Origin of the sequence: Cytobacillus sp. NJ13, assembly GCA_030348385.1 — a bacterium.
Lineage (GTDB): Bacteria > Bacillota > Bacilli > Bacillales > Cytobacillaceae > Cytobacillus.
The window spans coordinates 3,616,757-3,637,285 of record JAUCFP010000006.1; the positions used below are offsets into that span (position 1 = coordinate 3,616,757).

General features: G+C 44.7%; 20 protein-coding genes. 11 read left to right on the top strand and 9 right to left on the bottom strand.

What is annotated here, in order from left to right; translation table 11 throughout:
- Positions 1 to 5: 5 nt before the first annotated feature.
- The 3 genes from gntK to QUF73_18130 form a co-directional block, all read right to left on the bottom strand.
- Positions 6 to 1,544, bottom strand: coding sequence for a gluconokinase (gntK, locus tag QUF73_18120; GenBank protein ID MDM5228040.1), 1,539 nt, complete (start codon positions 1,542 to 1,544; stop codon positions 6 to 8).
- The gene (locus tag QUF73_18125; GenBank protein MDM5228041.1) at positions 1,537 to 2,268 is read right to left on the bottom strand and encodes a GntR family transcriptional regulator; all 732 of its coding nucleotides are present in this window, start codon (positions 2,266 to 2,268) and stop codon (positions 1,537 to 1,539) included. The genes gntK and QUF73_18125 overlap by 8 nt, the downstream gene beginning before the upstream one ends.
- Positions 2,269 to 2,974: 706 nt before the next feature.
- A complete protein-coding gene (locus tag QUF73_18130; protein ID MDM5228042.1) occupies positions 2,975 to 3,883 on the bottom strand; it encodes a nuclease-related domain-containing protein in 909 nt (302 codons plus the stop codon).
- A 320-nt stretch (positions 3,884 to 4,203) separates the two neighbouring features.
- Between QUF73_18130 and QUF73_18135 the strand changes: the two genes are divergently transcribed.
- The 11 genes from QUF73_18135 to QUF73_18185 all read left to right on the top strand — a co-directional run bounded on the left by QUF73_18135 (position 4,204) and on the right by QUF73_18185 (position 17,643).
- Positions 4,204 to 5,115, top strand: a complete 912-nt coding sequence (locus tag QUF73_18135; protein MDM5228043.1) for a hypothetical protein — start codon at positions 4,204 to 4,206, stop codon at positions 5,113 to 5,115.
- A gap of 94 nt (positions 5,116 to 5,209) precedes the next feature.
- Positions 5,210 to 6,199: a LacI family DNA-binding transcriptional regulator gene (locus QUF73_18140; GenBank protein ID MDM5228044.1), complete on the top strand. Its 990-nt coding sequence runs from the start codon at positions 5,210 to 5,212 to the stop codon at positions 6,197 to 6,199.
- Positions 6,200 to 6,347: 148 nt separating this feature from the next.
- Positions 6,348 to 7,757, top strand: coding sequence for a sucrose-specific PTS transporter subunit IIBC (locus QUF73_18145; GenBank protein MDM5228045.1), 1,410 nt, complete (start codon positions 6,348 to 6,350; stop codon positions 7,755 to 7,757).
- Positions 7,758 to 7,788: 31 nt separating this feature from the next.
- Complete coding sequence (locus QUF73_18150; protein ID MDM5228046.1) at positions 7,789 to 9,228, top strand: sucrose-6-phosphate hydrolase; 1,440 nt, start codon at positions 7,789 to 7,791, stop codon at positions 9,226 to 9,228.
- 21 nt (positions 9,229 to 9,249) lie between these two features.
- Positions 9,250 to 10,191 carry an aminoimidazole riboside kinase gene (locus tag QUF73_18155; protein ID MDM5228047.1) on the top strand — a complete coding sequence of 314 codons (942 nt, stop codon included), beginning with the start codon at positions 9,250 to 9,252 and terminating at the stop codon, positions 10,189 to 10,191.
- Between the two features lie 274 nt (positions 10,192 to 10,465).
- Positions 10,466 to 11,977 (top strand): malate:quinone oxidoreductase, encoded by a 1,512-nt coding sequence (locus tag QUF73_18160; GenBank protein ID MDM5228048.1) that lies wholly within the window; start codon positions 10,466 to 10,468, stop codon positions 11,975 to 11,977.
- 190 nt (positions 11,978 to 12,167) lie between these two features.
- Complete coding sequence (efeO, locus tag QUF73_18165; GenBank protein MDM5228049.1) at positions 12,168 to 13,028, top strand: iron uptake system protein EfeO; 861 nt, start codon at positions 12,168 to 12,170, stop codon at positions 13,026 to 13,028.
- A gap of 5 nt (positions 13,029 to 13,033) precedes the next feature.
- On the top strand, positions 13,034 to 14,305 hold the full coding sequence (gene efeB, locus QUF73_18170) for an iron uptake transporter deferrochelatase/peroxidase subunit (protein MDM5228050.1): 1,272 nt from the start codon (positions 13,034 to 13,036) through the stop codon (positions 14,303 to 14,305).
- A gap of 12 nt (positions 14,306 to 14,317) precedes the next feature.
- On the top strand, positions 14,318 to 16,066 hold the full coding sequence (locus QUF73_18175; protein ID MDM5228051.1) for an FTR1 family protein: 1,749 nt from the start codon (positions 14,318 to 14,320) through the stop codon (positions 16,064 to 16,066).
- A 171-nt stretch (positions 16,067 to 16,237) separates the two neighbouring features.
- Positions 16,238 to 16,687, top strand: a complete 450-nt coding sequence (locus tag QUF73_18180; GenBank protein ID MDM5228052.1) for a helix-turn-helix transcriptional regulator — start codon at positions 16,238 to 16,240, stop codon at positions 16,685 to 16,687.
- 83 nt (positions 16,688 to 16,770) lie between these two features.
- Positions 16,771 to 17,643 carry an AraC family transcriptional regulator gene (locus QUF73_18185; protein ID MDM5228053.1) on the top strand — a complete coding sequence of 291 codons (873 nt, stop codon included), beginning with the start codon at positions 16,771 to 16,773 and terminating at the stop codon, positions 17,641 to 17,643.
- A 141-nt stretch (positions 17,644 to 17,784) separates the two neighbouring features.
- On the opposite strand, the gene QUF73_18190 is transcribed toward QUF73_18185, so the two are convergent.
- The 6 genes from QUF73_18190 to QUF73_18215 form a co-directional block, all read right to left on the bottom strand.
- The gene (locus QUF73_18190; protein ID MDM5228054.1) at positions 17,785 to 17,922 is read right to left on the bottom strand and encodes a YvrJ family protein; all 138 of its coding nucleotides are present in this window, start codon (positions 17,920 to 17,922) and stop codon (positions 17,785 to 17,787) included.
- Between the two features lie 67 nt (positions 17,923 to 17,989).
- Complete coding sequence (locus QUF73_18195) at positions 17,990 to 18,208, bottom strand: DUF2922 domain-containing protein (protein MDM5228055.1); 219 nt, start codon at positions 18,206 to 18,208, stop codon at positions 17,990 to 17,992.
- 37 nt (positions 18,209 to 18,245) lie between these two features.
- Positions 18,246 to 18,464 carry a DUF1659 domain-containing protein gene (locus QUF73_18200; protein ID MDM5228056.1) on the bottom strand — a complete coding sequence of 73 codons (219 nt, stop codon included), beginning with the start codon at positions 18,462 to 18,464 and terminating at the stop codon, positions 18,246 to 18,248.
- A gap of 75 nt (positions 18,465 to 18,539) precedes the next feature.
- Positions 18,540 to 19,025, bottom strand: a complete 486-nt coding sequence (locus QUF73_18205; GenBank protein MDM5228057.1) for a sigma-70 family RNA polymerase sigma factor — start codon at positions 19,023 to 19,025, stop codon at positions 18,540 to 18,542.
- 192 nt (positions 19,026 to 19,217) lie between these two features.
- Complete coding sequence (locus tag QUF73_18210; protein MDM5228058.1) at positions 19,218 to 20,030, bottom strand: hypothetical protein; 813 nt, start codon at positions 20,028 to 20,030, stop codon at positions 19,218 to 19,220.
- A gap of 94 nt (positions 20,031 to 20,124) precedes the next feature.
- The gene (locus QUF73_18215; protein ID MDM5228059.1) at positions 20,125 to 20,481 is read right to left on the bottom strand and encodes a DUF3231 family protein; all 357 of its coding nucleotides are present in this window, start codon (positions 20,479 to 20,481) and stop codon (positions 20,125 to 20,127) included.
- Between the last annotated feature and the right edge of the window lie 48 nt (positions 20,482 to 20,529).

Genomic DNA, 20,529 nt, shown 5'->3' on the forward strand with positions numbered 1-20,529 from the left:
GTTAGTTATGGCTGTACTAATCTTCGCTGATAATTTGCAATCGATGTGTAATCATCTTCTAACGTTCTTGATAAATGAATGAAAATCGGCAGCAATTGTCGATATTCTTTTACTGCCGCTTCATGCGGTGTATGTTTATAGGTATCGCCCACCATTTCAGAAACGGCTTCAAAGGAGTCGATTTTTCCTGTTGCATATAATCCTAAAATACAGGCACCAAGACATGAACTTTCATAGCTTTCAGGTATGACAACTTCCGATTCAAAAATATCGGACATCATCTGCCGCCAGATCTCAGATCTTGCGAATCCTCCCGTTGCTTGAATCCGGGTTACCGGGCCGTCCATGCATTCAACTAATGCCAAGTACACGGTGTATAGATTATAAATGACGCCTTCTAGCGCTGCCCGAATCATATGTTCCTTCTTATGTGACATGGTTAATCCGAAGAATGAACCGCGCACGTCCGGGTTCCATAAAGGAGCACGTTCACCTGCCAGGTATGGATGGAATAGCAAGCCGTCTGCACCTGGTCTTACGCGTTCTGCAATTTTTGTTAATACTTCGTACGGATCAATGCCTAATCTTTTGGCCGTTTCGATTTCTGAAGAGGCAAATTCATCCCGGATCCAGCGAAGAACCATCCCTCCATTGTTTACCGGTCCGCCAATCACCCAATGATTTTCCGTTAAGGCATAACAGAAGATTCTCCCCTTTTCATCCGTCTGGGGCTTGTCAATAATGGTCCGTATGGCACCGCTTGTCCCAATGGTGATGGCAATCTCACCTTTTCTAATCGCATTAACACCCAGATTCGAAAGCACTCCATCACTTGCGCCGATGACAAAAGGTGTTTGAGGATCGATGCCCATTTGTTTGGCTAATTTAGGATTGCAGTTCTTGAACATCTTCGTAGTGGGCACAAGCATTGATAATTGTGCTGGAGTAACTCCTGCAATCGCTAATGCCTCCTCATCCCAATCCAATGTTTTAAGATTCATCATTCCCATGCATGAAGCCAGTGAATAATCGACAACATATTCATCAAAGAGCTTCTTAAAGATATATTCTTTAATGCCAATATATTTTTTTGTTTTGCGGGCGATTTCAGGGCGCTCATTCACGATCCAGGCGATTTTGCTTAATGGTGACATAGGATGTATCGGTGTTCCAGTCCGTTTATATACCTCATGTCCATTCAATTCATCTTTAATTTTGCGTGCCCATGCTTCGCTGCGATTATCTGCCCATGTGATGACTGGCGTAAGCGGCTGATGATCTTCATCCATCGCGATAACACTATGCATCGCACTGCTAAAAGAGGCAAACGACAGGTTTTTATCTGAATGGTTTTTCATAATATTCGCTATGGACTGCAGTACAGCTGAAAAAATCTCTTCCGGGTTCTGTTCAGCTGTCGAAATATCCGGTGTGTACAGCGGATATCCAATATTCTCATGCTGAATAACTTCACCATGTTCACTGAATAACACGGCTTTAGTACTGGTGGTTCCAATGTCAATCCCTAACATATAGCTAGTCATCTTGTTGTTTAACCCCTTTAGATAGCATTTGTTGTGATCTCCATAAGTCTTCCACTTTTCCTTGAACATCATCAAAATTTTCGTGTAAAGACTTAATCATGAGGTTTCTGTCTTTTGTTTTGATTGCATCAATATATAGTTCATGGTTTCTCAAAATCCGAGTAAGGTCTTCGTAATTTTCCTTGAATCGCACGCGCATGGACAAAAGAATGAAGCTTTCCATTACGGGCTTTAAATTATTCCAGATCAGTAAGACGTATGAATGGCCAATAGATCGAATGATGATTTCGTGGAACAGGATGTCCTGATAAGAAAATTCATCAGCATCCTGATACTTTACAGCTACCTTCATCATTTCCAATACTTTGCTAAGTTCCATTGCTAATTCATTTGTATCCATACTTATGAGACGTTCAAATACGAACGTTTCGATCATTAGACGAACATCATAAATTTCTTCTATTTCTTTTTCTGTTAATCCGGCAACGACAGCACCCATTCTTTCTAATCGGATGATATTCTCAGATGCCAGTGTTCTTAATGCTTCACGAACCGGTGAACGGCTTACCGCAAAATCTCCAGCCAGTTTATTTTCTGAAAGTGTGGTACCGCTTTCAAACCAGCCGGCAATAATGCGCATTCTAAGCTCATAGGCTACGCGATCACCAGCGGAAGCTTTAGAAAGCCACTTTTGAGGATATAAGAATTCATTAGAATCGTTCATAACATCACCTTTATGAAATGACATTAAGTATACGTGTATACTTGTATACAAGTATTATAAATGAAAATCGTGAAAATGCAAACGCTTTATTTTGCTGGTGTCGAATTTTGTCATTGCAGGTGCACTTCGAAATCGGGGAGAGTGAGTCTGGAATTGGCACTCATTCAGACAATGAGAGGAGAAACCGGAGAGGAAGAGTCCGAAGTAGATGCAGCTTCAGACAGAAAGAGAGGAAATCGGAGGAAGCGAGTCCGAAGTCGGCGCTGATTCGGACAGTGGGAGTAGAAACCGGAGAGGAAGAGTCCGAAGTCGGCGCTGATTCGGACAATGGGATGAGAAATCGGAGAGGGTGAGTCCGAAGTCGGCACTCATTCAGACAGTGGGAGGAAAAAACGGAGGAAGTGAGTCCGAAGTCGGCGCTGATTCGGACAGAAGGAGGAGAAATCGGAGGAAGCGAGTCCGAAGTCGGCACTCATTCAGACAGTGGGAGGAGAAATCGGAGGAAGTGAGTCCGAAGTCGGCGCTGATTCGGACAGTAGGAGTAGAAACCGGAGAGGGTGAGTCCGAACTCGGCACAATTTCAGACAGGAGAAGCAGAAATCGAGGAGAGTAAGTCCGAACCCAGTCCCCCTTGGACAGGAGACCCATGAGCACCTGTCCGACCCCGTCTCCCCAGATGGTCTTCAAATGATCTAATCAATAAAGTTTATACATAATAAGTATTACTTGTACTGCCGAAAGCCGTATAGTTTTTCTTTAATACTCTGCAGAATGTTCTTTTGCTTAAATCTAAATTGCACCATTCATAGATGTTTTGTGTGGTAAGCTTTCGTTCAGGAAATAGGAGCTTAAATTCCTTTGTATTCCGCAGAATCGCTTGTTCAATCTTTTCATGCCCTCCGCACTTTTCGCATATGAGGTCCTTGTTTTTTATGGTTAGCAGTAGAGATTGACAGGTTTTGCAATGCATCCCTTTTTTCAGCTGTTCAAAGTGATATTTGGGCAATACAGTAAATGGGTTTTTAGGCTGATGTAATGACATTAAATGTTGGGCTAGCTTCGTATGTCCATCATTTAATTTGGAAGGAGTTTTATTCAGATCTTTCATAAAGCGGTTGACTTGGGTTGGCAGAACAATGGGCTGGTCCATCGGGGCTTGATATAAGGTGAATTCAGGGTTAATGAAAATGACGGAGGCTTCCACGCGATAATTTTGCTTGAGAGTTTGGAGAAGCTGGCGGAGCAGGGCCGCACTTCTTTTTAATTGGTAAATGGGATTTTTATATTCCCGGCCGGTGGTCACGGTATAAAGCTTGTCAGATTCCAAGTACCAGTCTCCCTGGAAATTCTTTATTTCTAATAGATGGATTATACTCTCTGAAATAATCAAGGCATCAATTTGAAAGTAGGAGTTGTTTACCTCCAATAGCAAATCATTGATGATTAATCTCTCTTCCTGCAGGCCTTCTGCGAGATGGTCGAATTGCAGCTCCCCTTCATAGCCTTTTTCAAGGTTTGAATACTGCAGTTTTTCCTTTTCAGATAACTCCATTCGGGTGTTTAAATATCTCATAGACATTAATTCATGCGGCTCGGATCTTCTTTTAACTAACATCATCCACTTCCTTTCTTTGGCCTCTAGGTTTATTTTATAAGAAGTTTCTAAAATATCAAAAAAATAATAGAGGCCTGCTAAAAAACACCTGGGTTAAAATCCTCTTCTTAAAATTAAAGTCAAGGCTTATTTACTATTTACCAATTTTGAAGAAGTATTTAATACATTAAAGGTTACTGAATGGAATACAATTCCAATGGTACTATTGGTGTGAAATCCATGTACGTAAAAGGTAAATTTGTGAAGAAATTGAATAATCATAATAAACAGGAGGGATTAATTTGGAAAATGCAGATCAGGCATCCTCACGGTTGATAAAAATGCGCAGAATCTTTGGTTATGGCGCCGCCATAGCGGTGACTCCTTATCTGCTGATTAAAATCGCCTGGACGTTTGGCCTCTTTCTTCCAACAGAGCAAATGGGCGATGCCGGCTGGCGGGGGATTAACGCAGCTACTGCGGTTGTCGCTGCGATTGGCATCTTGCTGGCGATGGCGTTCTGCAGACCTTGGGGTGAACGGCTGCCCGCGTGGCTGGTGGCTCTGCCCGTCTGGCTGGGTACCGGTCTTCTCGTTCCCATGCTGCTGCTGGCTCCTGTTCTTGGCCCGGCTGCCATGGCTCTTGATCAGGAAGCAGGTGCTGCTGACTTCTGGGTTTACGAGCAGATCTTCGTTATGGTCTCTCTGGTCGGGGCCGGTATTTGCCTGCCTCTGGCTTTGGCAGGATATGCCAAGGCGAGGTGGCCGGAAGCGCTGGGCGGTCCAATCGACTGCGGGGAGGTGCCGGGACACACCAGGCAGCTGCAAGTCACGTTGGGCAGACTCATTGCAGCGGGGTGCATTCTCCTCGGCGCCATAAAGGTGTTCTGGGCGGCAGGAGGCACCCTTGGCATAGATCCAAGCATGCTGGATTCCCGTGATTTGTGGTGGCGCCTCTTGACGCTGAGTACAGGCGGCTGGGCATTAGTGGGTGCGTGGGGCCTATTAGTGCTGATCACCCGCCGCGGGTCGCGGAGGTTTCTGCCGCCCATGGCAGCGGCTTGGATCTCGTCGGGCATGCTGTTTTCTTATAACTTCTTTTCTATTATTCGCCCAGATTTTCAGTCCAGCCCTGAGTACCCGCTGGCACGGGTGCTGACTACGGAGGCCGGTATTGTATTGGGCGTAATGATGGGGATGATTCTTCTCCTGGTTCTGCACGACCGGCGGCGAGCGCTGATCAGGCTGGAGTAATGGGGATATATTCGTCCTGCCTCACACAAGCTATTTCCTTTTCCCTTCATTTGTGTAAAATGATAATAGACTATTTTGGCCCGGGAGGATATAGATGATTACCATAAAGGAAATAGCAGAAAGGGCGAATGTTTCTCGGACGACTGTTTCGAGGGTTTTAAATGATTCAGGTTATGTGAGTGAGGACGCAAGGAAAAGGGTCCTGCACGTAATCGAGGAGACCGGTTATGTTCCAAGTGCCCATGCGAAGTCACTCCGCACGAAAAGAACAAAAGTTATTGGGGTTATTCTCCCGAAGATCAGCACCGAAACGTCCAGCCGTCTGGTTAATGGGATTGACGATGTATTGGCCAGGGAAGGCTATCAGATTCTTCTTGCTAATACAAATCTTCATGCTGAAAAAGAGATAGAATATATACGGCTTCTCAAAAGCAGGAATGTGGACGGCATGATTCTGTCAGCTACAAACGTGCAGCCGGAATTGATTCAGGAGATCCGTCAGCTGAAAATCCCTTTTATTATGGTGGGTCAGCATGCGAAAGAATTGACGAATGTCATTTTTGATGAATATCAGGCTGCGAGGGACATGGCTGGCCTGCTAATTAAGAAGGGCTATGAAAAAATTGCTTTTATAGGTGTGGATGAAGCTGATCGTGCGGTGGGCTACCTCCGGAAAAAAGGATACCTCGATGCAATGAAGGAACATGAGCTCCCGGTTGAAGCAAGCTGGCTGCAAAAGGGGATTTTCGATATAGACTCCGGATCTGATTGCATGAAGGGCATCATGGAATCTGCTGAAGATAAACCGCAAGCGGTCCTTGCTGTGACAGACCGTCTGGCGATTGGCGCTTTACAGTATCTCAGGCAAAATGGATTTTCCGTTCCCGGTGATGTTGCGATAGCCGGCATGGGCGGATCCGAGCTTTCTAAATATATCACCCCAGCCTTAACAACCATCGATTTTTCCTTTGAAGATGCAGGCCGGGAAGCAGCCTTACTAATTCTTCAAAAAATTAAAGGGGAACATGAACCGGAAATAACGCGGAAAATTAGATATAGACTTGTAGAAAGAGAAAGTATATAATGGTTGTGTAATCGATTTCATACGAAGGTTTAATCGATTACACTTTTATTTTTGTTTTTATGGAATCGATTTCACAATGGAACGTTCCATTATTTTTTATCGAATGTGGAATCGATTCCACAAACATATGAAAATAGGGGTGAATAGAATGTCGGAGTATCGTAAAATTGCAGAAGAATTAATTGACGCTGTCGGGGGCAGGGAGAATGTTCACTCAGTAGCCCACTGTGCGACCAGGCTGCGGATCATGGTGAATGATAAGGAAAAAATTGATCAGGAAAGAGTTGAAAGCATCAATAAGGTAAAAGGAGCTTTCTTCAACTCAGGTCAATATCAGATTATTTTTGGCACGGGAACGGTTAATAAAGTCTATGAAGAAGTATCCGGCCTGGACATTGAATCCATGTCAGCATCAGAGCAGAAAAAAGAAGCGGTTAAAAGCGGTTCTGCTTTCCAAAGGGCGATCCGGAAATTCGGGGATGTATTTGTGCCAATCATTCCAGTCCTTGTTGCAACAGGGCTCTTTATGGGATTGCGCGGACTGGTGATGCAGGAGGAAGTTCTCGCTTTATTTGGCATGACAGCATCTGATGTGTCAGAAAATTTTATTTTATTCACGCAGGTACTGACGGATACGGCATTTATTTTCCTCCCGGCTCTTGTTGCCTGGTCAACCTTTAGAGTGTTTGGCGGGACTCCGATCATTGGTTTAATCCTAGGATTGATGCTCGTGAGTCCTTCTCTGCCAAATGCGTGGGATGTGGCAGGCGGAAATGTTGAACCGATTTACTTTTTTGGATTCATTCCGGTTGTTGGCTATCAGGCTTCTGTCCTGCCAGCCTTTATTGCAGGGATTATTGGGGCAAAATTGGAGAGGGTCATTCGAAAACGGGTGCCGGATGCATTGGATTTAATTATTACCCCATTCTTAACCCTTCTGATCATGATTGGATTATCGCTTCTTGTCATTGGGCCGTTGTTTCATATGGTGGAGCAAGGCATCCTGGATGTTACTACTACTGTGCTCTCATGGCCGTTCGGGATCAGCGGCATTCTTATCGGGGGCCTTAATCAGCTTATCGTTATCACAGGTGTTCATCATATTTTCAATATGCTGGAGATTCAGCTATTGGCTCAGTATAAAAGCAATCCTTACAACGCAATTGTTACATGTGCCGTTGCAGCACAAGGCGGTGCAACCCTAGCAGTCGCTTTAAAAACACAATCAGCCAAATTAAAGGCCCTGGCTTTCCCATCAGCCTTATCCGCGTTTTTGGGAATAACCGAGCCAGCATTGTTCGGTGTCAATTTGCGCTACGGCAAGCCGTTTGTCATGGGACTGATAGGCGGAGCTGCCGGCGGGTTCGCTGCCTCCCTGCTACAGCTGAAAGCGACAGGAATGGCAGTTACGGTTATTCCAGGCACCCTTCTTTACTTAAATGGCCAGGTTCTGCAGTACATTTTAGTCAATGTGATTGCCATCGCAGTGGCCTTTGCCCTGACCTGGATGTTCGGCTACTCGGATAAGGCAAAGAAAGAAGTGGAACAGGGACAGTAACAGAAATTTTCAACAGCAAGGATGTTCTAATATGACTGAAATAGATTTTATCAAGAAGGCCAGCGAGGCAGCGGAGAGAAACAGGCATTTGGTTCAAAAGGATCCCTACCGGCTGAAGTATCATCTCATGCCGCCTGTTGGCTTGCTGAATGATCCCAATGGCTTAAACCAATTCAAGGGTGTTTATCATGTGTTTTATCAATGGAACCCGTTTGACACTGCCCATGGTGCCAAGTATTGGGGACATTACTCATCCAGGGATCTCATCCATTGGAAGGAGGAGCCTATCGCGCTCGCTCCTGATCAGTGGTATGACCGGAATGGCTGCTATTCTGGAAGTGCGGTAGAGCATGACGGAAAGCTGTATCTCTTTTATACAGGAAATGTGAAGTCGGAGGGTGGCAAGCGAGAAACTTATCAGTGTCTTGCTGTTTCTGAGGATGGCATCCATTTTGAAAAAAAAGGGCCAGTCCTGAAGCTGCCAAAAGGATATACCGCTCATTTCCGGGATCCGAAGGTCTGGGAAAAGGATGGGCACTTCTATATGGTAGTTGGGGCTCAAACCCCCAATCAGGAGGGTAAGGCTGTCCTGTTTGCTTCGAAGGATTTATACCATTGGGAGGAAAAAGGGAAGATTGCCGGCGCATGGATGAATGGCCTGGAAGACTTCGGCTATATGTGGGAATGTCCGGATCTATTTGAGCTTGATGGCCAGGAAATATTGCTTGTTTCACCGCAGGGGCTTGAGCCGAGCGGGTATGAATACCATAACCTTTTTCAATCAGGGTATTTTGCCGGAAAGCTTGATTACGAAAAAGCGATGTTTAAACATGGTTCCTTTGCTGAGCTGGATCGCGGCTTTGATTTTTATGCACCGCAAACGTTTAAGGACGATTCAGGCAGGCGGATTCTTTATGGATGGATGGGCATTACAGATGAAGACGAATCCAGCCAGCCGACTGTCCCTTATCGCTGGATCCACGCATTGACCATGCCAAGAGTGCTTGAAATGGAAAACGGAAGGCTTATACAGACTCCTGTGGAAGAATTAAAAAAGCTCCGCAAAGATAAAACGGAGCTCCAGAATGTGGAGATAAATGGAGAAAGGCTGCAGCTGGATAGAATAAGTGGAAAAACTGCAGAACTGATGCTGAAATTCTTTAAGAATGTAAGGGGAATGTTCAAAATGGATTTCCGGAATGAGGCTTCTCTTACTTATAACCCGGATCAAAAGGAAATCCAGCTGCAAAGAAGAAATGTAAAATCAGGAATGCAGGAGTCAAGAACCTGCAAAATTAAAAGTTTATCCAACCTGCATGTGTTTATGGACCAGTCTTCACTGGAAATTTTCATAAATGGCGGAGAGGAAGTGTTCACAGCACGATATTTTCCTGATTCTGAGGATGAAACGATTTTCTTTAGCGGGGATGCAGGCTTTTCGGTATCCATGTGGAATCTTGAGGATAAATAACTTTTTTAAATGAGGTGTACTATGAAAGGAGTTCTATGTTTAGGGGAAGCTCTGATAGATTTTATTCCCCTGGACTCTGATAATTCTACCTATCAAAAGGCTCCGGGCGGGGCACCGGCTAATGTTTCGGTTGGAGTCTCGCAGCTTGGAGGGAAGGCCGCCTTCATTGGGAAAGTCGGAGACGATGTGCTCGGTCACTTTCTTAAGGATACCTTGAAGGGGTATGGGGTCCATACACAATATATGAAACTGACGGATGAAGCGCGGACGGGTATAACGTTTGTGACGTTAGAGCCTTCTGGTGAGCGGGATTTTAGTTTCTATATTAACCCAAGTGCAGATCGTTTCCTGAATAAAGGTGAGATTGACTGGTCCATTTTAGAAGAATATAAGATTTTTCACTTTGGCTCGATTTCACTGATTCATGAGCCTTCGAGAACTGCAGCCCTCCAAGCGGTGAAGAGAGCCCGGAAAATGGATATGCTTATTTCCTATGATCCAAATCTCCGCTTAGGATTGTGGGATTCCGAGGAAAGGGCAAAAGCAGAAATTATGGCGACTCTTCCCTATGCCGATATTGTAAAAATTTCGGAGGAGGAGCTCACCTTTTTAACCGGATGCAGTGATATGGAAGAAGGAATCTCCCGGCTGCCTGAAAATCAGCTGACAATCGTTACAATGGGCGGTGACGGCTGCCTCTTCCGCTATAAAGATGAGATCGGGAAAATTCCTGCATTGCCATACAAGGTGGTGGATACCACCGGTGCCGGAGATGCATTCGTTTCCGGACTCCTTTATTGCATAAATGACTCTCCTAAAGCTTTAGAGGATCATTCGCATGACGAGATGGCCTCCATGATTCGCTTCGCAAATGTGTCAGGAGGCCTAGCTGTCACCAGGAAAGGCGCCATGACCGGTCTTCCCTGCCTGGATGAAGTGCAGGAAATCCTTAAAAAGACATAAATTTACCAAACAGCAGACAAACCTTCCAATACTGGAACTGTTTTGTCTGCTGTTTTAGTTCCGAAAAACCCTGCGCCGCTTTCTAATTTGTCTAAAATAGTATATAATTATCAGATAATACTAGCTATCTTACCCGATCAATCATTATAATAGAATAGAATGTGTATTTTGTGTGACGGAAAAGGTGTGTCCTTGGGTGATGCCTTTCTAGTGGTGACACCTGAGCAGAGCGCCTGCAGTTTTTGGCAAATATCTGGGATAAGGAAGGTTTAAAATGAGCAGCGTACAGAACAAAACAGACGTTATCTTAATTGGTGCCGGAATCATGAGCGCGACTTTGGGGTCTTTACTGAAAGAGTTAGCACCTGAGTGGGAAATCAAAGTGTTTGAAAAGCTCGCTAGCGCAGGAGAAGAAAGCTCTAACGAATGGAATAATGCAGGGACGGGACATGCTGCATTGTGCGAGCTTAACTATACATCCGAAAAATCCGATGGATCAATAGATATTACTAAAGCGATTAATGTAAATGAACAATTTCAGCTTTCCAGACAGTTTTGGGCTTATCTTGTAGAAAACAACCTGATTCGCAATCCGCAGGACTTTATTATGCCAATCCCTCATATGAGCTTTGTTCAAGGGGAAAAAAATGTGTCGTTTTTGAAAAAACGTTTGGAAGCGCTGTCAGCTAATCCGCTGTTTCAGGGCATGGAATTTTCAGATGATCCTGCAAAGCTGAAGGAATGGATTCCGGTGATGATGGATGGCCGCACTTCGGACGAGCCAATCGCAGCTACCAAAATCGACTCTGGAACGGATGTCAACTTCGGTGCGCTAACGCGCATGCTGTTTGACCATTTAAAGAGTAAAAATGTCAATGTCCATTATCAGCACAGCGTTGAGGATTTAAAGCGTGCTGGCGATGGATCATGGAATGTAAAAGTTCGAAATATGGAAAGCGGCACAACCGAAAACCATCAGGCTAAGTTCGTCTTTATCGGCGGCGGCGGCGGAAGCCTGCATCTGCTGCAGAAGACGGGCATCCCTGAATCCAAGCATATAGGCGGATTCCCGGTAAGCGGACTGTTCCTCGTCTGCAACAAACCGGAAATTGTCGAGAGGCATCATGCAAAAGTGTACGGAAAAGCCAAGGTAGGTGCACCTCCAATGTCCGTGCCGCATCTGGATACAAGGTTTATTGATAACAAGAAATCCCTGCTGTTCGGGCCATTTGCCGGTTTCTCGCCAAAGTTCTTAAAGACAGGTTCCAATATGGACCTGATCAAGTCTGTTAAACCGAATAATGTCATCACCATGCTGGCAGCTGGTGCAAAAGAAATGGGGCTGACAAAATATCTGATTCAGCAGGTCATGCTTTCCCATGAACAGCGCGTCGAAGAATTGCGCGAGTTTATCCCTAATGCACAGAGTGAAGACTGGAGTGTCGTGGTAGCAGGCCAGCGTGTACAGGTAATCAAGGATACGCCTGCAGGAAAAGGAACCCTGCAATTCGGCACTGAAGTAGTCAGCGACTCTGATGGCACGGTTGCTGCCCTGCTCGGAGCCTCTCCGGGCGCTTCGACAGCGGTTAACGTCATGCTTGAAGTGTTGAATAAATGCTTCCCGCAGCATATGGAAGAGTGGCATTTTAAAATTAAGAAAATGATTCCGTCCTATGGCATGTCACTGTCCGAGAACCCTGATCTTTTCCGTGAGATTCACACTTCTACAGCGCAGGTGCTGGGGCTTAGCGAAAAGGAGAAGCAGCAGGAACTTGCTTATAACTAATTCTCAGAAATATAGAACCTTTGACCCACATGCGGGTTGGAGGTTCTTTTTTGTAAACAGGACTAGAAAACGCTTCCATTAATGGTAGTAGGATCGTTTGACAGCTGACAGAAAATGTATTGACTAATGTATTGATAATGATTATCATTATTGGCAGGAATAATAGTTTGATATTATTGGAGGCTTACATATGAATAGGTTTATAAAAGTTACAGGCTTATTGATGCTATCAGGCGGTATTTTAGCTGGCTGCGGTGAGGATGTTTCACATGAAACAGCTGAAAAAGAAGAAAGTGCTCAGACAAAAGCCAGCAGCACAGAAAAGGAGGTTAGTACATATAAACAGTTTGCTATTGAGCAGCTGGATGAATTTGTAATGGCTACAGAAGGATTCGTAGAAGCGGTGAAGGCCGGAGATGTGGAAAAGGCGAAGGAGCTTTATGCACCAGCCCGGATGTATTTTGAACGTTCAGAGCCGATTGCAGAGAGCTTTGGCGACCTTGATCCGCGAATTGATGCCCGTCTGGCTGACATCCAGGCAGAAGGACAAGGAGAAGAAGAATGGTCAGGCTATCATAAACTTGAGTATGGACTTTGGGAAGAAGGCACAACAGTGGGGTATGAAGAGACAGCTGACCAGCTGCTGAAGGATGTAAAAGAACTGCGTGCGAAGGTAGAAACGGTTGAAGTGACCCCAGATTTAATGATTACAGGGGCAGTCGATCTTTTAAACGAAGTATCCACATCCAAAATAACAGGTGAAGAGGAAATTTACTCTCATACCGACTTGTATGATTTTAAAGCTAATGTGGAAGGCGCAGAGAAAATCTTTGAAATATTCAAAGAGAAGCTGACGGAAAAAGACGCAGATCTTGTGAAGAAACTGGATGAAAACTTTACAGTATTGGATGAGCAGCTTGCTAAGTACGAGGATGGAAAAGGCGGTTATGTATCCTACGAGGAATTGACACAGGAAGATACAAAAGCACTGTCGGCAGCGGTTGATAATTTAGGAGAACCTTTAAGTCAAATGGCCATTGTTGTGGAGTGATCAAAATGAGCACGAAAGACGAAAAATCTTTATTTAAAAAAGGATTTTCCCGCCGTGAAATGCTGAAAACCGCAGGGATCGGAAGTGCGGGCATGATTCTGGGGGCAACTGGATTCTCGGGAATCTTAACCGCCTTTGGAGAAACTCCATTCGTGGATGATAACCAGGAAACCAGGAACAAAGTGGATTTCTACGGCAAGCATCAATCAGGCATACTGACGAAAAATCCTGAACATGCTTACTTTGTGTCCTTGAATTGCACAGCCAAATCTAAAGCTGAATTGAAAGAAATGTTCCAGCTTTGGACCCTGTATGGTGTACAGCTAATGAATGGGCAGATGGTTGAACCCGATTCAGCGAATAAGCTGCTTCCTGCTCCCGATACAGGAGAAGCTGTGGGACTTGATGCCTCACATTTGACTTTAACTTTCGGAGTTGGCCCGAGTTTATTTGAGAAAAAAGAGCTTGGACTGAAACATATGAAGCCGCAGGAACTAAAGGATTTGCCTCATTTTCCAAAAGATCAGCTTGATCCGCGGTATGTCGGCGGAGATATCTGTATTCAGGCATGTGCCGACGACCCGCAGGTTGCTTTCCATGCGGTGAGGAATTTAATCCGTTCGGCGAGGGGCCTTGTGACGATGAGATGGTCACAGACCGGCTTCAATTCTTATGGAATGAAAGACAAAGAAAAGATGACGCCCCGAAACTTGTTTGCCTTTAAAGATGGCACAGGCAACCCTAATGTGGATGATCCCAAAGAGATGGAAGAGGTCGTGTGGGTGAAGCCGGGTGAATCAAAGAACTGGATGACCGGAGGATCTTATTTGGCTTTCAGACGCATTCAAATGCACCTTGAAACCTGGGATCGTACAGCTTTGCGCGAACAGGAAGCGACCTTTGGGCGGCACCGCGACACCGGGGCACCTATTGGGAAGAGCGATGAGTTTTCTGATATGGAAATAGAGCGGAAAGAAAATGGAAAGTCAGTTGTTCCTGAAAATTCACATGTGTTTTTGGCAAGACAAGTGAAAGACCGAATGCTTAGGCGTTCTTTTTCCTACTCGGATGGAATCAATTCTGACACGGGATCCTTTGATGCCGGGCTGCTGTTTATCTCGTTCCAGAAGAATCCGCAGCAATTCATCAACATTCAGAATAGTTTTGGACGTATGGACAAGTTAAATGAATATATAACCCATCGCGGCAGCGCGCTATTTGCCTGCTTTCCTGGTGTGAAAAAAGGAAGCTATCTTGGTGCCGGGCTGTTTGAATAGGGAGATGCTAAAATGAAGAAACTGGTTTTTCTAGTATCATGCTTGTTCATGTTTTTCTCGCCAATCGCTGACGCTGAAGAGAATTACAGCGACCTGTTTATTTTAGTCGGAGATGCCATTATGAAAGTGAAGGCCGATGACTGGGAATCAGCAGAAAAGCTTGGTGCGGAGCTTGATCAGTCCTGGCAGCAAGTGGAGAAAACGGACAGCAAAGAAGCAAAAAAGGTCGGCCAGACGATTTCAAAGTTAACGGGTGTTCTCGAAGATCATCAGAAAGAGGAGACGCTTCAGGCATTAACGAACGTATCCCATGCTCTGGTTGGTTTTGAAAAAGAACAAAATCCTGTAGACAAAGGGAAACAGCGGGAAGAAGTGAAAAATGCCTTTCACCCCATTCTGGAGGACTTATCTGCAGCCATAACGGAAGAAAATGCAGAAGAAGTCAGCAATCAATATAAGAATCTTTTAGCGATGTGGAATCGCAAGGAAAAAATGGTCCGTGACCAAAGCATTCCTCATTACGGTAAAATCGAAACACAAATGGGCTTTTTGCGGATCGCCTTAACACAGGATGAAAAGGATTTTGCCCAAATGAAGGGCATCAGTGATTCCTTATCCGCTGCTTTCAGCGAGTTTGTATCTGGAAAAGAAATTAAAGCAGAAGAAAACAATTATACTCTGCAGACTTTAGCTGATACTTTGGAAGAAGTTTCACAGGCAGTTAAAAGCGGCCGAACAGACGAAGCTGTTGAAGGATTGCAGCAGTTTCTGACAGTCTGGCCATCTGTAGAAGGAGATGTGCGGACTAGGAACGGGTCCCTATATACAAAGCTTGAAAGTGAAATTCCTGTCATTGCCGGTAATTTGTCTTCTTCCCATGCAGATTTGGATGCCATTCAAAAGAAAATTCTGCAGCATAAACAGGCAATCGAACTGCTTCAGGAAAAACAAAATTATACATTCTGGGATGCTGCCTTAATCATGCTTCGCGAAGGCATGGAGGCATTGCTGATCGTATCGGCGCTCATCGCTTTCTTAAACAAAGCGAATGCCAGGGACCAGCAGAAGTGGATCTGGGCTGGAGCGGCAGGAGGAATCATCATGAGCATCGCTGCGGCCGTTTTCATCAGCCAGGTATTTTCGTCTGCCACAGCGGGAGCAAACCGGGAAGTAATCGAAGGCGTAACAGGCATAATTGCCGTGGTCATGATGATTGGTGTCGGCATATGGATGCACCAAAAATCAAATATGAAAGCATGGAACCAATATATTGAAAAGCAGCTTGGCTCTGCTCTATCAAAAGGGAGCATTATTTCCATGTCTCTCGTCAGCTTCCTGTCTATTTTTAGAGAAGGAGCGGAGACGATCATCTTTTATGCCGGAATGGCCCCTTCAATCAGCAAAGGAAACCTGCTGACGGGCATAGGCGCTGCTGTTGTGATATTAAGCTTATTTGCCTTCTTGTTTATCCGCTACAGCAAAAAAATAGCGTTTGGCATTTACTTTAAGATTGCGACGGCTCTGATTTACTTCCTGGCCTTTAAGATCCTGGGGGTAAGCATACATGCCCTGCAGATCACCAATAAGCTGGAAACCACCCAGATCAGCAGCTTACCGATCATTAACTGGATGGGCTTTTATCCAACCTGGGAATCTGCCATACCGCAGCTTGTGCTCATTCTCATTTTTGTCATTACGAGTGTCATTCTTAAAAAGCAGAGCAATAAGCCCGATATGAGAGGCAGCCTTTCAAAAGCTTAACATTCGGTCTTCCTTTAACCCTAACCTCGGTGGTTGGGGTTTTTTGCTGTAAAAGCACGTGTAAAACCTCTGCAACCTATGCGTGCGGCCCCGGCAACCATTCCTATCTTTACTTTTGGCCAAAGATTTTACCATAATGGAGTATCGATTTGAAGAAAGGTGATTGTGAATATGATTTTTGCCGAGAAGCTCAAAAAGGAGAGGAAAGAGAAAGGATGGTCACAGGAGGAACTGGCTGAAAAGCTGTTTGTGAGCCGCCAGTCTGTTTCCAAATGGGAAAATGGGCAGAACTATCCCAGCATTGAAATTATTATTAAACTGAGTGATCTGTTTGGGGTTACGATTGATGAATTAATAAGGAGTGACGGGGAATTGACAGAGCAAGTGATAAAGGACAGCAGGCAACTGGCTTATCCAAGGCTGAAAGTATTCTTTGATTGTTTATTTTTGATTGGGTCCGCCATGCTAATCATTAAACTAAGCATTTTAGCTCTCAATCATTTTACTGCGTTGGAAATTCCTCTTCGCGGATCGTTTTTCTGGAATTTCGGGCCTTTATTCTTAATGGCAGGCGGGGCAATTTTCTCTGACACATTAAAAAAGAAATATAAAAATGAGTAACGCAACCCTGCATTCTTGTGCATGGATTGTCGGGCTCACACCATCAGCTCCTGCTATTCTGCAGATACAAGGAGGTCATCAACATGGATTTGCTGCAAAATATGAATCGGGCGATGAGGTATATTGAAGAGCATTTAACGGATGAAATCGACTTCAAAGAAGCAGCCAAGATATCGTATTGCTCGGAATACCATTTTAAACGAATGTTTTCCTTTCTTGCCGGGGTAACGCTTGCCGAGTATATCCGCCGGAGACGGCTGACTTTGGCTGCCTTCGATCTGAAGGATAAGAATGCCAAGGTCATTGATGTAGCGCTCAAATATGGATATAGCTCGCCTGATGCGTTTACGAGAGCATTCCAGCAGCTTCATGGCATCACTCCTTCAGAAGCCAGGAGCAATGGCCACGCCCTTAAGGCTTATCCGCCGATGACCTTCCATTTATCTATTAAGGGAGGAACTGAAATGAACTATCGATTAGAAGAAAAAGAGGCTTTTCGGATTGTGGGCTTAAAGAAGAGGGTGCCGATCATTTTTAACGGTGTGAATCCGGAGATTGCAGCCATGTGGAAGAGCTTAGATGAAAAAATGATTCTTAGCCTCAAGAGTTTATCAGATACAGAGCCATTTGGCCTGATCAGTGCTTCAGCCAACTTTTCTGAAGGCAGAATGGAAGAAAAGGGTGAATTGGACCATTACATCGGAGCTGCCACTGCAAAGGGATGCCCGGAGGGGATGGCATCTCTTGAGGTTCCGGCCTGTTCATGGGCGGTATTTGAAGCAGTGGGGCCATTTCCGGAAACGCTTCAGGATGTCTGGGGAAGGATTTACTCAGAATGGTTCCCTTCATCATCTTATCAGCAAATAGAAGGGCCGGAAATTCTCTGGAATGAAAGCAAAGATACCGCTTCGCCCACCTTCCGCAGTGAAATCTGGATTCCGATTGCGAAAAAATAGGACTCCTTACTATGGGAGTCCACCTTTTTAAAATAAGTATTAAAATTCTGTCTAGCAGGAAAGCATCGACAGCCTTATCACTGCATGACTAAAAGCGCCAGAGCGCCTATCCGTTGGGAGTTGCAAGGCGCTTCCGCTTTTCTATTCTTTCAGCCGATCCGGCAATCCCTGGATTGAGGACACGACCACATCAAGCTTGGCTTCGATCCGGTTCAGCAGAAAAAGCGTGACCACAATCGGAAAGCCGAGTTCACTGATCAGGGTGACCATTTGTTCCATCATGCATGCTCCTTTCTTTTATACAAGCTTAAAAAGGCCGGGTTCTAAAGAATCCGGCCTCATTCCCTTACATTAATTCATAATCTGTTACATTGCGTTCTACTAATCTAGCGCCTTTGGCAGAAACAAGATCACCGCCATTGCCGTCAAATGCGTTCACTGCAATGATTTGTTCCATCACTGCCTTCACAGCTGCCGGATCAATCGGCTCCTTCGGGCTGTCAACCGATAATTTGGTTTCCTTGCCCAGTTCCGTTTCAAATGTCATTTCAAGTGTCTTCGCCATTTTTTTCACCTCCTGCTTTGGTTATTTTCAACAAGAATTAGCCTAAAATTTCGAAGCTGTCATTTCTGTTCAGCTCAGTCAGCGGGTAGCTTGATAATCCGGCGATTGCCTGTCCCACTGTGAAAAGCTGGTCCGCTGTAGCGGATTGCTTCACGCTGTTGTAGGTTTTTGATTTGTAGACAGGTTTGCCCTGTCCGTTCAATCCTGTTTCAAAAACCAGGCGAAGCTTTGAATCAATGATGATTGCCTGTGCCATTTCTGCTCACCTCCCTTTCACCTATATAATCGAAATGAAGGCTGGAAAAAGACAGGGTGCGGAAAATTTTTTTTATTAATCTTGCTTAAGTGTGATCCTAAGTTTTGTCAGGGCGCCTTTTTTCCAGGCCTTTACCGCTGAAACTGTTACTCCATGCTGTTCGGCGATCTGTTTGACTGTCAAACCATAGAGGAAAGTCGATAGAACCCACATGGTCTGATTTTTGGTGAGGCTGCTGCAGTAAGAAAGAAGCTGCTCTTCTTCGAGTGGCTGAGGCGTATAGGAAGATTCCGCTGATGACCAGAATTCTTCACTCCGGGTGACAGTGCTGTTTTTCTGCATCCTGGTTTTTCTCAATTCATCAATCAGCTTCTGTTTAACGATGGTATAGGCGAATGTCAGAAACTTTCCCTTTGTATGGTCAAATAGAGTCCACGCCTCCCAAAGCCGAATGAGGGCGATTTGAAAATACTCTTCCTGATTTTTATAAATGCTCAAAGAACGAATAATCTGGTGAATCATCGGTTCAAATTGTGCTGCCACTTGCTCAAAGCTCTCCATGCTGGATTCCCTTCAGGAAAGCGCGCTCTCTAGTATTCCCGGGTAGCTCAAACATAGCTTTTTCATCATTTTTTTGCGAATAGGGAAAAAGCCGTAAATCGGCGGTTAACCCCCCTTAACTCCGGAGTTAGGGGGTCTAAGTCCGGACTTAGGGGGTCTAACTTGAGAGTTACGGGCAGTAACGAAGTTTTTTTATTTTTTATAAAAAAATTTCGCAAAAAAATCCTCTTCACGCGCTGAAAAGCCCATTTCGAATAATTCTTCGTAGTACTGCTCTTCAAATTTTCTCGTTAAAATTCCATAGAAATACGCGATAGGACGGGCGATTGTACAGGTTTTTATTTTCCGGATCAGCTGTTTAAAAGCATGGCTAGCTGTATCCAGCACCACGTTCATATTTTGTTCACAATTGTGCTTGTAAGCGGCTATGGCTGTCATTCTCCAGAACTCTTCAATCTGCATTGCTTCCGGAAAAAAGTAACGGGCAAGTTCCACAAATGCTTTTGGAACACGATCACTGGTAAAGCTGTAACCAAGTCCGGTTTCGGAACGTTTAGTATTCTTTTGATTTTTATTAGTTTTAGAAAGATTGATAGTTTTATTAGGGTGGTCCATTTTTTTCTTTTTTGGTGGTTCACACTTGGGGAAACAATTAAATACATACAAATTGCTGGACTGAGAGCCGTTTTTTCTTTCCGTTTCAAGAACTGTAAAGATGCCGAGGGTTGCAGCCTTGGCAATCATTCTTTTAAAAGTGGAGCGGGAAATGCCATTGCCGCTGTATTCAGCATGAATGGCTTTTAAAATGGTCCCGATCTTTGCATTGGAAACACCGGGAACCTTCGCGGCAAACCGAACAAGCCGTTTCAGCCCAACAAGTTCTCCCTTTGAAAACTCATTTTTATGTACAGCAAGCCACATTTCCAGATGGGCATTAAACTCCTGAAGATCTTTAAACTGAGAAAACTGTTCAAACTGGTCCACACTGCCTGATTTAAGATTCATATCTTTGCACCGTCCTTTCATCTCTGATAATCGAAATGAAAGGGGGAAAAAGACAGGGAGATTGGAGAAAGATGTGACAGAATGGTGAATACTCTTATACCCGTCTCCCCGCTGGCTGTGGCGGCTGTTCGAGCCATTTTTCCTTTATGGCAATCAGCAGGCCTTTTCCGTAAAAGAGAGACATGTCTTTGGCTATGCTCAGCAGTTTTATGACAATATCGGATCTTAGGCTGGAGGTCAGGGCCTGGCTGATCATGGTGAAGCAGAAGATGCCGAGGCAAGTGTTTACAAAAAACAGCATCATTTTCTCGGAAAATGGAGGGGTGTCCACGTCAAAAATTTGATAATCTGCCGATGAGGGCAGCGGAATATGTTCATTTTCCAAAATGTCTCGAAGGGAAATTAACACGTTCTCGATCAAATTCTTTCCTTTGCTGAAATGGTTTTTCATTTCTTGGCTTTCAGCAATTGTACTGAAGGTCACAAGATCATTTTCGAG